This is a genomic window from Nonomuraea sp. NPDC050310 (assembly GCF_040655795.1).
Lineage (GTDB): Bacteria > Actinomycetota > Actinomycetes > Streptosporangiales > Streptosporangiaceae > Nonomuraea.
The window spans coordinates 116,400-130,692 of record NZ_JBFAKP010000019.1 but is presented as its reverse complement, the minus strand read 5'-3'; the positions used below and the strand labels follow the sequence as shown (position 1 = coordinate 130,692).

At 71.5% G+C, this 14,293-nt stretch carries 14 protein-coding genes; 6 read left to right on the top strand and 8 right to left on the bottom strand.

Going from position 1 to position 14,293, the window contains the following annotated elements; all coding sequences use genetic code 11:
• Positions 1–68 precede the first annotated feature (68 nt).
• Both AB0I67_RS32965 and AB0I67_RS32960 read left to right on the top strand, forming a co-directional pair.
• On the top strand, positions 69–1,562 hold the full coding sequence (locus AB0I67_RS32965) for a TldD/PmbA family protein (protein WP_357931584.1): 1,494 nt from the start codon (positions 69–71) through the stop codon (positions 1,560–1,562).
• Positions 1,562–2,932 carry a metallopeptidase TldD-related protein gene (locus tag AB0I67_RS32960; protein WP_357931724.1) on the top strand — a complete coding sequence of 457 codons (1,371 nt, stop codon included), beginning with the start codon at positions 1,562–1,564 and terminating at the stop codon, positions 2,930–2,932. Before AB0I67_RS32965 ends, AB0I67_RS32960 begins: the two co-directional genes overlap by 1 nt.
• Here AB0I67_RS32960 and AB0I67_RS32955 read toward each other — a convergent pair.
• The gene (locus tag AB0I67_RS32955; protein WP_357931581.1) at positions 2,916–3,983 is read right to left on the bottom strand and encodes a linear amide C-N hydrolase; all 1,068 of its coding nucleotides are present in this window, start codon (positions 3,981–3,983) and stop codon (positions 2,916–2,918) included. The two genes, AB0I67_RS32960 and AB0I67_RS32955, sit on opposite strands and share 17 nt — an antisense overlap.
• A gap of 109 nt (positions 3,984–4,092) precedes the next feature.
• Positions 4,093–4,305, bottom strand: coding sequence for a dodecin (locus AB0I67_RS32950; RefSeq protein ID WP_357931578.1), 213 nt, complete (start codon positions 4,303–4,305; stop codon positions 4,093–4,095).
• Positions 4,306–4,342: 37 nt separating this feature from the next.
• On the opposite strand from AB0I67_RS32950, the gene AB0I67_RS32945 reads away from it, so the two are divergent.
• The gene (locus AB0I67_RS32945) at positions 4,343–4,657 is read left to right on the top strand and encodes a DUF3099 domain-containing protein (RefSeq protein WP_357931575.1); all 315 of its coding nucleotides are present in this window, start codon (positions 4,343–4,345) and stop codon (positions 4,655–4,657) included.
• Between the two features lie 279 nt (positions 4,658–4,936).
• Here the strand turns inward: AB0I67_RS32945 and AB0I67_RS32940 are convergent, their stop codons facing one another.
• The 3 genes from AB0I67_RS32940 to AB0I67_RS32930 form a co-directional block, all read right to left on the bottom strand.
• Positions 4,937–5,914 (bottom strand): NTP transferase domain-containing protein, encoded by a 978-nt coding sequence (locus AB0I67_RS32940; RefSeq protein ID WP_357931722.1) that lies wholly within the window; start codon positions 5,912–5,914, stop codon positions 4,937–4,939.
• Positions 5,915–6,348: 434 nt separating this feature from the next.
• Positions 6,349–7,338, bottom strand: coding sequence for a GTP 3',8-cyclase MoaA (gene moaA, locus AB0I67_RS32935; protein WP_357931572.1), 990 nt, complete (start codon positions 7,336–7,338; stop codon positions 6,349–6,351).
• Between the two features lie 167 nt (positions 7,339–7,505).
• A complete protein-coding gene (locus AB0I67_RS32930; protein WP_357931569.1) occupies positions 7,506–8,297 on the bottom strand; it encodes a CPBP family intramembrane glutamic endopeptidase in 792 nt (263 codons plus the stop codon).
• 326 nt (positions 8,298–8,623) lie between these two features.
• Between AB0I67_RS32930 and AB0I67_RS32925 the strand changes: the two genes are divergently transcribed.
• Positions 8,624–9,781 (top strand): RtcB family protein, encoded by a 1,158-nt coding sequence (locus AB0I67_RS32925; protein ID WP_357931566.1) that lies wholly within the window; start codon positions 8,624–8,626, stop codon positions 9,779–9,781.
• Between the two features lie 79 nt (positions 9,782–9,860).
• On the opposite strand, the gene AB0I67_RS32920 is transcribed toward AB0I67_RS32925, so the two are convergent.
• From AB0I67_RS32920 to AB0I67_RS32910, 3 genes are all read right to left on the bottom strand, one after another.
• Positions 9,861–10,328: a hypothetical protein gene (locus AB0I67_RS32920; protein ID WP_357931563.1), complete on the bottom strand. Its 468-nt coding sequence runs from the start codon at positions 10,326–10,328 to the stop codon at positions 9,861–9,863.
• A 200-nt stretch (positions 10,329–10,528) separates the two neighbouring features.
• Positions 10,529–11,935: a HAMP domain-containing sensor histidine kinase gene (locus AB0I67_RS32915; RefSeq protein WP_357931560.1), complete on the bottom strand. Its 1,407-nt coding sequence runs from the start codon at positions 11,933–11,935 to the stop codon at positions 10,529–10,531.
• Entirely contained in the window at positions 11,932–12,606 is a 675-nt protein-coding gene (locus AB0I67_RS32910) for a response regulator transcription factor (protein WP_357931557.1), read from the bottom strand. Before AB0I67_RS32910 ends, AB0I67_RS32915 begins: the two co-directional genes overlap by 4 nt.
• A 140-nt stretch (positions 12,607–12,746) precedes the next feature.
• Here AB0I67_RS32910 and AB0I67_RS32905 point away from each other — a divergent pair, with 140 nt between their 5' ends.
• The gene (locus tag AB0I67_RS32905) at positions 12,747–13,253 is read left to right on the top strand and encodes a hypothetical protein (RefSeq protein WP_357931554.1); all 507 of its coding nucleotides are present in this window, start codon (positions 12,747–12,749) and stop codon (positions 13,251–13,253) included.
• A 222-nt stretch (positions 13,254–13,475) separates the two neighbouring features.
• A complete protein-coding gene (locus tag AB0I67_RS32900) occupies positions 13,476–14,258 on the top strand; it encodes an isocitrate lyase/phosphoenolpyruvate mutase family protein (RefSeq protein WP_357931551.1) in 783 nt (260 codons plus the stop codon).
• Positions 14,259–14,293: the final 35 nt, after the last annotated feature.

The window sequence follows — 14,293 nt, the reverse complement described above, 5'->3', positions numbered from 1 at the left end:
CGCTATCCCCTACCCGCGGGTATCCCCTTGTCCGGCCCGTACAAGATCGTAGGGCTAGGATCGTTGACATGCGCCAGATCGACGACGACTTCCGAGCTCTGCCGCTCGCCCGCCTGGCCGACGCCGCGCTGCAGCGGGCGCGTGAGCTGGGCGCCGAGCACGCGGACTTCCGGCTGGAGCGGGTGCGAGCCGAGTCCCTCAGCCTGTACGACGCCCGGCTCGAAGGCGCGATGGACGCCGACGACCTGGGCCTGGCGGTCCGGGTGGTGAAGGACGGCACCTGGGGCTTCGCCTCGGGCGTCGAGCTCACCCCCGAGGCGGCGGTCCGGGTGGCCGAGCAGGCGGTCCGGGTGGCCGAGGTGAGCGCGCCGATCAACCGCGAGCGGATCGAGCTGGCCGCCGAGCCGGTCTACCGCGACGTGGTCTGGGTCTCGCCCTACGAGGTGGACCCGTTCGAGGTGCCGCAGAGCGAGAAGGTCGCGCTGCTGGCCGAGTGGTCGGCGGGGCTGCTCAAGGGGCTCGACCACGCCAGCGCCCGGCTGCTGCAGGTCAAGGAGCAGAAGTTCTACGCCGACAGCGCGGGCACCAGCACGCTGCAGCAACGGGTGCGGGTGCATCCGGAGCTGACCGGCGTGAAGATCGGCGAGACCGGCTTCGAGGACATGTCGACGATCGCCCCGCCGGTCGGCCGGGGGTACGAGTACCTCACCGGCGCCCACTGGGACTGGGCCGGCGAGCTGGGCCGGCTGCCCGAGCTGCTGGCCGAGAAGCTGGCCGCGCCGAGCGTCGAGGCCGGGCCGCACGACCTGGTCATCGACCCCTCGAACCTGTGGCTGACCATCCACGAGTCGATCGGCCACGCCACCGAGCTCGACCGCGCCCTCGGCTACGAGGCCGCCTACGCCGGCACCTCGTTCGCCACCTTCGACCAGCTCGGCTCGCTGGTGTACGGCTCGCCGGTGATGAACGTGACCGGCGACCGCACCGTCGAGCACGGCCTGGCGACGATCGGCTACGACGACGAGGGGGTCGAGGCGCAGAGCTTCGACCTGATCCGCGACGGCATCCTGGTCGGCTACCAGCTCGACCGGCGGATGGCGCTGATGCAGGGCCTCGGCCGCTCCAACGGCTGCTCCTTCGCCGACTCGCCCGGCCACATGCCGATGCAGCGCATGGCCAACGTGTCGCTCCAGCCCGCGCCCGGCGGCCCCTCGACCGAGGAGCTCATCGGCCGCGTCGAGCACGGCCTCTACCTGGTCGGCGACAAGAGCTGGTCGATCGACATGCAGCGCTACAACTTCCAGTTCACCGCCCAGCGCGCCTACCGCATCGTCGACGGGCAGCTCGCCGGGCAGGTGCGCGACTTCGCCTACACCGCGACCACGACCGACTTCTGGGGGGCCATGGAGGCGGTGGGCGGGCCGCAGACCTACGTGCTCGGCGGCGCGTTCAACTGCGGCAAGGGCCAGCCCGGCCAGGTCGCGCCGGTCAGCCACGGCTGCCCCTCGGCGTTGTTCCGCGGCGTGCGGATCCTCAACACGGTGCAGGAGGGTGGCAAGTGATGGGCATGCAGGGCATGGTCGACAAGGCTCTGGAGTTGTCGCGGGCCGACGACTGCGTGGTCATCGCCGAGCACTCCTCCACGGCCAACCTGCGGTTCGCGGGCAACACGCTGACGACCAACGGCATGGCCGAGTCGACGCGGGTCACGGTGATCTCGGTGGTGGGCGGCGCGACCGGGGTGGTGTCCCGCTCCGCCGTACTGCCTGAGCAGTTGGAGGACCTGGTCGCGGCGGCCGACCGGGCGGCGCGCGAGGCGCAGCCGGCCGAGGACGCGCGGCCGCTGGTGTCCGGGCTGCCGGAGAGCCCGGGCTGGGCGCAGCCGCTCGCGCCGACCGACATCGGGGTCTTCGACCGGTTCGCCGCCGACCTCGGGCGCGCCTTCACCGCCGCCGAGGGCGCCGGCCGCCGGTTGTACGGCTTCGCCGAGCACTCGCTGACCTCGACCTTCCTCGGCACCTCCAGCGGCCTGCGGCTGCGTCACGACCAGCCCGGCGGGCGGCTGGAGCTCAACGGCAAGTCGGCCGACCTCAAGCGCTCGGCCTGGACCGGCGTCTACACCCGCGACTTCACCGACGTCGAGGTGGGCGCGCTGGAGGAGAGCCTGGCGACGCGGCTGGAGTGGGCCCGCACCCGGGTCGAGCTGCCGGCGGGCCGCTACGAGACCATCCTGCCGCCGAGCGCGGTCGCCGACCTGATGATCTACCTCTACTGGTCGGCCGGGGCGCGCGACGCCCTCGACGGGCAGAGCGTGTTCGCCAAGCCCGGCGGCGGCACGCGCGTCGGCGACCGGCTCTCGTCGCTGCCGGTGCGGCTCTACAGCGACCCGGCCGAGCCGGCGCTCGACTGCGCGCCGTTCGCCGTGGTGCACGCCTCCGGGCGGGATTCGTCGGTCTTCGACAACGGCCTGCCGACCCCGGCGGTGGACTGGATCTCCGGCGGCAGCCTCTCGGCGCTCCGGCAGACCCGCTACTCCGCCGAGCTCAGCGGCCTGCCCGCGACGCTGCCGGTGGACAACCTGATCATGACCGGCCCCGAGGGCGGGCGTTCGGTCGAGGAGATGGTGGCCGCCACCGAGCGCGGGCTGCTGCTGACCTGCCTGTGGTACATCCGCGCGGTAGACCCGCAGACCCTCCTGCTGACCGGGCTCACCCGCGACGGCGTCTACCTCGTCGAGGACGGGCAGGTCGTGGGCGAGGTCACCAACTACCGGTTCAACGAGAGCCCGGTGGACCTGCTCGGCCGGGTGACCGAGGTCGGGGCCAGCGAGCTGACCCTGCCCCGGGAGTGGAACGACTACTTCACCCGCACCCGGATGCCCGCGCTGCGGGTGCCCGACTTCAACATGTCGACGGTCAGCCAGGCGAGCTGAGCCGGAAGGTGTGCACCCGCTCCCAGCGCTTGGCGGTGACGAGGCGGGCGTCGAGCTTGGCCAGGTCGTAGACCACCGACCACCTCGTGTGGCCCTGGGCGACCTGGCTGAGCAGGTCCAGGCCGCCCGCCGGGCTCTCGGCCAGCGTGCGGTAGCGGGTGTCGCGCAGGCGGTCGGCGACGGTCGTGCCGGCCATCGTGATGTTGGTCAGCTTGTCGTCGTCGATCACGTTGAGCTTGCCGTCGCCGTACTCCACCACCACCGAGTCGCCCGAGCGATCGGCGATCAGGTAGTGCACCTGGATGCCGCTGCTGAAGTCGAGGTGGTAGCGGCCCATCAGCTCCACGGCCTCGCGCACGGTCGCGGCGCGGTCGAGGATCAGCCGGATGATGCGCGCGCTGGAGACCGTCGTACGGCCGGCCGGCTTCGGCAGGATCGCGGTGGGCGTCGTCGCCAGGCCGATCGCCAGGCCCTTCTCGTTCATCCCGTCGAACGGCACCAGCACCGCGTGCGCCAGCCGCCGGGCGTCGGCCTTCAGGTCGGCCGGGCCCTTGCGGTTGAGCACGTAGAAGGCGTCCACCAGCGAGATCGAGGCGTACCCGTCGGGCGGGTCGGCGTGCACCACCATCGCGGGGTTGGCGTGCCAGTCGAAGTTACGGCCGAACTCGGCGCCGCGCAGGAACAGCGAGCACGCCCAGCCGTCCTCGCGCTTGGCCAGCTCGGCCTCCGTCATCGGGGCGTCGGCCTCGTAGCCGCCGTGGTAGGTCATCTCGTACAGCGGCAGGTCGTCCACCTGGCGCAGGCTCGCGGCGGTGGCGGCTCGCTGCTCGGCGGTCTGGTGTAACAGGCTCTTCGGGGCGGCGGCCGTCGCCGACGCGGGCGCGCCTTGTCCGGGTGCGCTTGTGCCTGACGCGGCTGTTCCGGGCGCGGCTGTTCCGGACGCGCCCTTTCCGGGCGCGGCTTTCCCAGGCGCGGCGCCGGTGGCCGGCGCGCACGCCGCCGTCCCGAGCGCGACGGCGACGAGCAGGGCGGCGGTACGGCGGAGCCTCACCCCAGCAGTGTCGCGCCTGCCGCGGCGGCTGTCACGCCCCGGTTCCGTCGCCCTCCCCGCACCGACGGTCACGCGCCTGGTCCGGCTGCCTCGATCCGGTGGGCCTCTGTCAGGCGTCTTCGAGCCGGAAGCCGACCTTCATCCCGACCTGGAAGTGCGCGACCTCCCCCTGGTCGATGTGCCCCCGGATCTCGGTGACCTCGAACCAGTCGAGGTGCCTGAGGGTCTGCGAGGCCCGCCGGATACCGTTACGTATGGCCTGGTCGACGGAGTCTGACGAGGTGCCGACGATTTCGGTCACCCGGTAAGTTCGATCGGTCATATCGGCATGATCGCACGTGAGGCGTAGGGTGGAAGGCGTGAAGGGCTGGCACAGGAAACCGGTCGTCCATCAGGTGACCGACGCACGGCCGTCGCTCAGCACGGACATCGGGCGGCGGGAGAAGCGGTACCTCATCCAGATGGGGATCCGCACCCTCTGCCTGATCCTGGCGGTCGCACTGCCGGTGCCGTGGCCGTACCGGCTGCTGTTCATCGCGGCGGCGGTGTTTTTGCCATACATAGCGGTAATCGGTGCCAATGAGCGTGGCAAGGATCTTCCTCCGCCTAGCTTTGACACACCGGAGGCTAACCAAAGCGAGATACCACTCCATCGACGCGAGATCGGGTCGTGACTTAGTCTTGACGCATCCCACGGGTACTAGGTGTACGCTTTAGCCAAGCGCTCCGGTCCCCCGTCGGAGTGCTGGTGCCGGCGTTCCGGGCCCCCGTCGGAACGCCGATGAAGCGACGCCGGGTGGTTTGCCCCCGTAACCACCCGGCGTCGCCCTTTTCCAGAACCCCTTATGGACGGTCGGTCCGATAGGGCGGCTTTCCGAAATCGTTTACAGTCCCCGGCTGGATATTCACAGCTAATCCTCAGCTTGGGTTGACAAGTACTGATTTGTCGGGAGTCAGCCGTCGGTCAGGGTCTCGGTCGTCGCCCGCTCCCAATTGCGGGCCAGCGTCGTCAGTTTCGCCACCGCGTCTTCCGGCGCCGTCCCCGCCCCTTGTGCCAGGCCCAGCAGATAGGCCGTCAGCGGCGCCGCCGGCCTGGCCACGCCATGGGCCACTTCCTTGGTCAGGTCCAGGATCAGGTCCCGGTCCACCGCCGCCGGGTCCACGCCCAGTTCCTTGCAGACCAGCGCGGTCCACTCGGTCAACACGTTCATGCGTGCCTCCTCCAGATCGTCCATAGTGTCGCAGTCGAACCACGCCCGCCCCGGCAGCGCCACCCGCCGCGGCTTCAGGGGGCCGAGCAGCCCCCGCAGCGAGTCCCCCTCATACCGCGCCAGCGCTTCCCGCAGCAGGTTGGTGGGCCACACACTCGTCAACCACTGCTCCCGCCCACCCTCATCCACCAGCACCACCCCGCCACTGCTTTCAGCCTCACCGCCCCCGCCGAGGCCCAGGGCGCTGTCTCCCCCCCGGCTCGAGATCGTGTCCTCGCTGCGGCCCGCGCTGGGTCCCCGCCTCTGCCCCGGCCTCGCGCCCGCCCCCTCCGAGCCGGTCGCGCCACCGCCCACGCCGACCGCTGGGTCCACGCCCTCGCTCCCCGCCGCCGTCGCGATCGGTGGGACAGCCCCGGCCGCCGCGGCCCGGAGCGCGACCACGTGGTCGTGCAGCAGGAACGGCAGGTCGGCCGCCAGCACCACCACCTGCGGGGCCGTCACCTCCGCCAGCCCGGCCCGCAACGCCCGCACCGGCCCGCCCCCCGGCGGGTCCTCCCTGGTGAACACCACCCCGTCCAGATCTCGCGCGGGCCCGACCACCACCACCCGCCCGGCATCCGCAACCGCCGCAACCACCCGTTCCAGCAGGGATCTAGCCCCTACCGTCATCCCAGGCTTGTCCGCCCCGGACATCCGCCGAGCCGCTCCCCCGGCCAACACGACCGCGTCATAACCGATCACCCGCCCAGGCTACGCCGCCCCTCTCCCCACCACTCAGGGCCGAGCCTTCCTCAGAGCCAGGCTCGCCTAAGGTGCTCGGGATCTGGGGTGGGTGCTCGGCAATTACAGGTGGTGCTCGGGAGCTGGAGGTGGGTGCTCGGGAGCTGGACGTGGGTGCTCGGGAGCACAGTGGCGGCTCCGGACATTCGGCTGGGGTGTCTGTCGGATCGTGACGTCCGTCTGACCCGTAGCCAGGGTTCCCGCCAGCCCTCCCCGGCGGCCTCAGCGTCCCGGTTACCGCGCCACCCGGCACCACGGGCAGCCGCTCCGGCCGAAAGGGACGAGCGCCGGAACGGGGAGCGGCCACCCACTCCGGCGTACAACGGCCCAGCCGGGGGGCCGAGTCCGGCCGCCCCGGACAACCCAGGGGGTGGTCAGCCGCCGATGGCCGACATGGGACGGTTGGGCTGCAGGAAGCTGGGGTCGTCGATCCCGTGCCCGGCCCGCTTCCCCCGCACAGCCACGATCCACCGCTCGGCCAGTTCCTCGTCCGAGGCCCCACCGCGAAGGGCGGCCCGGAGGTCGGACTCCTCGGTGGCGAAGAGGCAGTTGCGCACCTGCCCGTCCGCGGTCAGCCGTACCCGGTCACAAGACCCGCAGAACGGCCGCGTGACCGACCCGATGACGCCCACCCGAGCAGGCCCCCCGTCCACCACGAACCGCTCGGCCGGAGCGCTCCCGCGCTCCTCAGCATCATCGGGGGCGAGGTCGAAAGAACCAGAGAGCAGGTCGAGGATCTCGTCGGCGGTCACCATGCTCGCCCGATCCCACCCGTGCTGGGCGTCCAGCGGCATCTGCTCGATGAAGCGAAGCTCATACCCCTGCTCCAGGCAGAACCGCAGCAACGGCACCGCCTCGCCCTCGTTGATCCCCCGCATGAGGACCGCGTTGACCTTCACCGGCCGCAGCCCGGCGGTGTGCGCCGCGGCGAGGCCGGCGATGACGTCGTCGAAGCGGTCGCGGTGGGTCAGGCGCTTGAAGTGGTCGCGGTCGAGGGTGTCGAGCGAGACGTTCACCCGGTCGAGCCCGGCGTCCTTCAGCGGGACCGCCAGGCGCGACAGCCCGATGCCGTTGGTGGTGAGCGAGATCTGCGGCCGGGGACGGAGCTCGGCGGTACGCCGGACGATGTCGACCAGCTCGCGCCGGATGAGCGGCTCGCCCCCGGTGTAGCGGACCTCGGTGATGCCCAGCATCTCCACGCCGATCCGCACGAGACGGACGATCTCGTCGGCGGTCAGCAGCTTGGCGTTGGGCAGCCAGTCGAGCCCTTCGGGTGGCATGCAGTACGTGCAGCGCAGATTGCACTTGTCGGTGAGAGACACCCGAAGATCCGTGCTCACCCGCCCGAACGTGTCCTTCAACAAGGGTGCCACCTCCCATCCCGTGAGTGGCTTCAGCCTACGGCCTGCCTCCGACAGGAAAACCGGAGGGATCTACCAAGCGGCGGTCACCCCTTGATCGAGACGGGTTGCCACAGCCCCGCTACCACGTCCACCAGGTCGTCCGGGCCCTCGTCGATCGGCCGGCCGGGTTAAGCCCGGCGCGGGCGCATCAGCCAGACGGCGGCGGCGATGGTGAGCACCCAGCCGATCACTTCGATGAGCAGGTGGTCCGTCGCGCTGGGGACGGACTGCAGCAGGTACACCCGGACGCTGTTGATCGCTCCGTGCGTCAGGACCGCGGGCCAGACGCTCCCCGACCGCCGGCGAAGGGCGAGCAGCAGCGGCGCCCAGGGCAGCATGCCGGCGAAGTAGATGACGATGTCCCAGAGCGGCCGGTCACCGATGACGGCGAGGACCGGCAGGTGCCAGACGATCCAGACCAGGCCGCTGACGAAGGCCAGCGGCCAGAACCCCCATGACGCGGCGCGCGTGGCCAGCCAGCCGCGCCAGCCGAACTCCTCTCCGATGGCGAAGACGGACTGCATGACGAAGACCGGAACGATCCATATGGTCGCCGCGAGGATCTGGTCGAGCGGGTTGAGCGGCCAGATCCCCGTCGCCAGGGCGATGGCGGTCTGGATCGCGGCGATCAGGGCGATGAGGCCGATGCCGATGCCGGCCCACTTGGGCGTGCCGCGCCACGTGGTGGCGAACGTCTCCCGGAACGTCCCCGGCCGTCGGGCGAGCCACATGATGATCGCCGCGAGCATCGGGGTCAGCTGCAGGATCGGCGTGATCAGGTTGTTGAGGTCCGGGGAGACGAGCCGGAAGACCATCGGAACGGACAGCGCGAAGCACAGCAGGACGGCGATCGCGAAGAACCACGTGACTTCGGCGACAGTGGATCTGGAAGAGCTGGGGCGCGTGCGGGACGCGGTCATGAGGATCTCGTTTCGTGCGGGCGCGAGGGTCTAGCTCGACGGGTGAACTGTGGTGCGGCCCGGAGCGGCCGTCCCGGACTCGGGAAGAGGCGTGACGACGCTGGGAGGCGGGAAACGCACAAGCTCGACGCTAGGACCGGCGGAGGCGGTCCTGCCTCACCCGAAGGGGTGAACCGGTACCGCCCGTCCGGATGGAATTCGTGGCGGGTGACGAGCCCCCGGCCCGTGTGCTCGCACGGCTGGAACCGGGCGGCCTCGATAAAATGAGTGGGATTTCCTTTCTGGTCAGGCCACACTGATCACCAACCAGAAGGAGAGACTTTCAAATGTCGCCCAACCAGCCCGCACCGAACCTGCTGTCGTGGGCCAGCGAGATCGACGAAGCCGCGATCATGCAGGCCGCACGTGCCGCCCGCCTGCCATTCGTTTCCGGTCACGTCGCTCTAATGCCAGACGCGCATGTCGGCATCGGTGCGACGGTGGGCTCGGTAATTCCGACCAAGAATGCCATCATCCCCGCCGCGGTCGGCGTGGATATCGGCTGCGGAATGGTCGCCACGGAAACGACGCTCACCGCCGCCGATCTGCCGGACACCTTGGCCGCGCTGATGCCGATGGTGGAGCGCCGCATTCCCGCCGGGGTGGGGAAGGGTCACAGCGATCCGTCGATGGACCGCGCTCTGGGCGAGCTCGGGCTGCCCCACACCGCCCTGGACGCCCGGCTCACCAAGAAGGTGTCCGACCAGTTCGGGACCCTCGGCTCCGGCAACCACTTCGTGGAGGTCTGCCTCGACGAGCGCGACCGGGTCTGGACCGTCCTGCACTCGGGCTCGCGCGGCATCGGCAACCAGCTCGCCACGATGCACATCGTGGGTGCGAAGAAGCTGATGAAGAAGCAGGAGATCGGCCTGGAGGACCCGGACCTGGCCTACCTCGTCCAGAACACTCCGGAGTTCACCGCGTACATCGAGGACATGCTGTGGTCGCAGCGCTACGCCATGGCCTCGCGGGCGCGGATGGACAAGGTCCTGATCAACGCGCTGTTCCACGTCGTCGGCACGGGCCGGCGCGTCCGCACGATCAACTGCCACCACAACTTCACCCAGCAGGAGACCCACTACGGCAAGTCGTTGTGGATCACCCGCAAGGGCGCGATCAAGGCCGACCACGGTGACGAGGGCGTCATTCCCGGGTCCATGGGGACCCAGTCGTACATCGTGCGTGGGCGGGGGAATCCGGAGTCGTACAACTCGTGCTCGCACGGGGCGGGGCGCCGGATGTCGCGGACCAAGGCGAAGAAGGAGCTTTCGGCGGCTTCGCTCACTCAGGCGATGCGCGGGCGTACGTGGAACGTTGACCGGGCCGCTGCTTTGGTGGACGAGCACCCTGAGGCGTACAAGTCCATTGATCAGGTGATGGCGGATCAGAAGGATCTGGTCGAGATTCAGCACACGCTTCGGCAGATCTTCAATTACAAGGGGTAGGCCGGTCGCCGGCGAGCTAGACCTTTGTTTCGCCTTTCATAAGTGGCCGATATCGAAACTGGGAAAGTCCCGGCGGGGGTCACTTGCTCTGGGCGGCCTGGTCGTAGTCGGCGCAGCGGCGGGTGCCGCCCTCGGGGACGGTCACCCGGATGGCATCCACGGGCACGCGGCGCTGGGCGGCGGTGGCGGCGGCGATCGTGCAGACGAGTTGGCCGGTGGCCAGGTGCGGCAGGCGGGTTGCCTGGGACACCTGGCCGCCGTTCACCGTGTAGGAGGTTTCGTCGACGCGGAGGGGGAGGTTGGCGGGCAGGTGGGTGTCGAGGGCGCGTTCGCGTTCCTTGTCGGTGGGGCCTGCTCTCAGGAGGTTCACGGCTTCTGCGGCGGTCAGGGGGCCGTCGGGGCGGCCTACGGGGACCAGGTGGTTGTCGCGGACGAAGTACAGGTGGCTGCCCTCGGTGAAGCCGCGGGCCGGTTCGCCGGCGTCGACCACGCCGGTGGGGGCGATGCCGCAGGCGGCCACGGTTAGCAGGAGGAGGGCGGCCGCCAATCCGCGCGCTCGTGGAAGCCTCAAAGGGCGGCGAGAAGAGGATCCCGACGCACGGGGGCCACGGGTGGGGAGGCGGCGGGTCACGGGCGGAGGCCCCCAAAGGTGGGACTCCCGAAACTGAGGGGTCACGGGTGGAGGCTCCCAAAGGTAAGACTCCCGAAGCTGAGGGGTCACGGGTGGGGACTCCCGAAGCTGAGGGGTCATGGGCGGGAGCTCCCCATGGTGGGAGGACCGGAGTGGGGGCTTCGGGGCAAGGTGAGGGTGAAGAGGGCGGTGGGGGTGGCGGTGAGGGTGCCGCCGTGCAGGAGGGCGTTCTCGCGGGCGATGGCGAGGCCCAGGCCGCTGCCGGCGGAGCGGGTGCGGGCGGTGTCGGCCTTGTAGAACCGCTCGAACACGTGCGGCAGGACGTCCGCCCCCAGGCCGGGCCCGTGGTCGGTCACCTCGACGAAGGCCAGCTCGTCCGTGGCGCGGACCCGGACGGTGACAGGCGGTGAGCCGTGCCGCAGGGCGTTGCCGACGAGGTTGGCGACGATGACGTCCAGCCGCCGCGGATCGACCGGTACCCGCAGCCCGGTGGGCAGGTCGGCGGTGACCTGGTCGGTCCATCCCCGCGACCGCAGGCAGCCGGCCACCGCCGCGCCGAGGTCCACGTCGTCGAGGTTGAGCACGGCCGCCCCGGCGTCGAAGCGGGAGATCTCCATGAGGTCGTCGACGAGCCGGCTGAGCCGGGCGATCTCGGCGGTGACCAGGCGGGCCGCCTCCCCCGCGCCGCCGTCGAGCCGCTCGGCCCCGGCCTGCAGCACCTCGGTGACCGCGGTGGCGGCGGCCAGCGGGGTCCGCAGTTCGTGGGAGACGTCGGCGACGAACCGCCGCGACCGGGCCTCCATCTCGCGCAGCTCGCCGACCGACCGTTCGAGCGCGGCGGCGGTCTCGTTGAAGCGTCCGGCCAGCCCGGCGAGCTCGTCGCCGCCGCGCACGGGCAGCCGCGTCTCCAGCCGCCCCTCGCCCAGTCGCCGCGCGGCGCGGTCCAGGTCGGCGACCGGCCGCAGGACGCCTCGCGCGGCCAGCAGGCCGGCCAGGACCGCGAGCAGGACCACCGGGAGCGCCGCCGCCTGCGCGGCACGGGCCACCGCGGCCTCGTCGGCGGCGGCCTGGGCCAGCGACTCCACCAGGTACACGGTGACGCCCGAGGGCGTGCCGCCGGCGCGGAGCATGACCCGGCTCCCGCCCACCAGGTACGGTACGCCGTCGCGCGCGACGCGCTGCCAGGCGAGCCGGGGCCGGTCGAGGAGGCGCTGCCGCAGCTCGGCGGTGATGCGCGCGTCGCTGGGCACGGCGCCGTCCCGGACCACGTACACCTTGCGGTCGCCCACTTCGAGGTCCTCGGCGAGCGAGGCCAGCTCGTCGTCGGTGGCCGGGAGCGCCACGTCGCGCGAGAGCAGCAGCACCCGGTGCCGGAAGTCGTCGAGCAGCCGGTCCTGGACGCCGCTGAGCAGGTTGCTGCGCGCCTTGTAGTAGGTCAGCCCGGCCGCCCCCACCGCGCTCAGCCCGCCCACCAGCACGAACGTGATCACCAGCCGGGCACGCAGCCCGCGAAGCCACCTCATACCGGCCCGAACCGGTAGCCGAAGCCGCGCACGGTCTGGATGTAGACCGGTTCGGCCGGGACCTGTTCGATCTTGGCGCGGAGGCGCTGCACGCAGGCGTCCACGAGCCGCGAGTCGCCGAGGTAGTCGTGCTCCCAGACCGCCTCCAGCAGGTGTTGCCGGCTGAAGACCTGGCCGGGGGCGGCCGACAGGTGCAGCAGCAGCTTCAGTTCCATCGGCGGCAGCGCGACCGGCCGGCCGGCCAGCCGTACGGTCAGGGAGGTCCGGTCCAGGGACAGCTCGCCGTACGTCTCGACCGGGGAGGGCTGGCTCTCGCCGCGGCGCAGCACCGCCCGGATGCGCGCCTCCAGCACCTGCGGGCGCACCGGTTTGACCACGTAGTCGTCGGCGCCCGCCTCCAGCCCGCCGACCACGTCGAAGTCGTCGCCGCGGGCGCTCAGCATGACGATCGAGGTCGCCGTGGTGGCCCGGATGCGCCGGCAGACCTCGAAGCCGTCGATGCCGGGGAGCATCAGGTCGAGCACCACCACGTCGGCGGCGAAGCGGGGCAGGAGCGCCAGACCGTCCTCGCCGGAGGCGGCCGACTCGACCTCGTGGTCCCTGCTCTTGAGGGCGAGCGTCAGCGCGTCCCTGACGGCGGGGTCGTCCTCGATCAGCAACACGCGAGCCATGCGTTCCAGTATCGGAGGCTTCGGCGGGCGGTTTGTCCGGTCTCGGAAGCTATTACACGTTCATGACATCGTGCTGACGGCCTGCTCATCGGGGTCGGCCAGGGTGAGGGGCACGTCAGCGATCCCCTTTGGAGGAACACGTGTTGATCACCAAGCGCCGGCTCGCCGGACTGGCCGCCCTGCCCTTCCTCGCGCTCGGTACGGCCTGCGGCGCGCAGAGCTTCGCGGCCACCGAGACGCCCGCCGCGTCGAGCGGCCAGGCCAAGCCGAGCTGGCACGAGACCGCGGTGAAGTTCGCCGGCTGCATGCGGGCCAACGGCGTCGACATCCCGGACCCGGTCAAGGGGCAGGACCTGGACACCAGCGCGGTCACCAAGGTCACCCAGGCCAAGCTCGACGCCGCGATGAAGGCGTGCAAGGAGTGGGACTCGGTCATCCTCGGCGGGTCAGAGCCGGCCACGCCCGAGGAGGAGGCCAAGTTCGCGGCGTGGGCTCGGTGCCTGCAGCAGGGCGGGGTGTGGCAGCCGGTCGGGTCCGAGGCCAAGCCTGAGGGGTTCCAGCAGGTCAAGCCGGGGTCGGCGGAGGAGCGGAAGGTCTTCGAGAGCTGCGCCTCGCTGGCGCCGCCCGCGCCGTACGAGCAGGGCTGACCGGCCGGGCCGCACCCCGGCGGGCCATCCCCCTCCGGCAGGAGGGGTGCCGGGGAGCGGCCCCAGGCCACCGCTTCGTGAGAACCGAGTGGACCCCGGGCGGTCTGGGCGGGGGCCTGACCGTGACGTCTGATCCCGGCTCGTGAAAGGCCGACGCAGGGCCTGACCGTGAGGTCTGATCCCGGCGGGTGGGGGGCCGGGGCGGCTGCGTAGAGTCGCCCCATGACGACCCGAGCCGAAACCTTCGCCGCCCTGCACCGCCCCGGAGACCCCCTCCTGCTGCCCAACGCCTGGGACGTGGGCTCGGCCGCGGCCATCGCCGCCGCCGGGGCCAGGGCCATCGCCACCACCAGCGCCGGGGTCGCGTGGTCCCTGGGCTTCGCGGACGGCGCCGACCTGGGCGCGGACCGCAACGCCGCCCTGGTCGAGCGGATCGCCGCCACGGTGGACGTGCCGGTCTCGGCGGACATCGAGGCGGGCTACGGCGCGGTCGCCGAGAGCGTCGCCGCCGTGGTGCGGGCGGGCGCGGTGGGCGTCAACCTGGAGGACCGGGTGGGCGCCGACCTGCTGCCCCCGGCCGAGCAGGCCGATCGGCTGCGCGCCGCGCGGGCCGCCGCCGACCGCCTGGGCGTGCCCGTCTGGATCAACGCCAGGACCGACGTGTACCTGGCCGGCAGCGGGCGGCTGGAGGAGGTGCTGGAGCGCGCCGAGGCCTACGCGGCGGCGGGGGCCTCCAGCCTGTTCGTGCCGGGCCTGATCGACCTGGAGGCGCTCAAGCGGCTCTCGGACGGGCCGCTGCCGGTCGCGGTGATGGCCTGGGCGGGCGCCCCGTCGGTCGCGGAGTTCGCCGCGGCCGGGGTGGTGCGGATCAGCCTGGGTTCGTCGATCGCGCAGGCGGCCTACGCGCTGGCCGCGCGGGCGACCACCGAGCTGCTGGAGAAGGGCGTCTACGACGCCACCGCGGACGGCCTGCCGTACGGCGAGCTGAACGCGTTGCTCGGCTGAGCGAGCACGGAATGCGCGAAGGAGCCCGGCCGCCG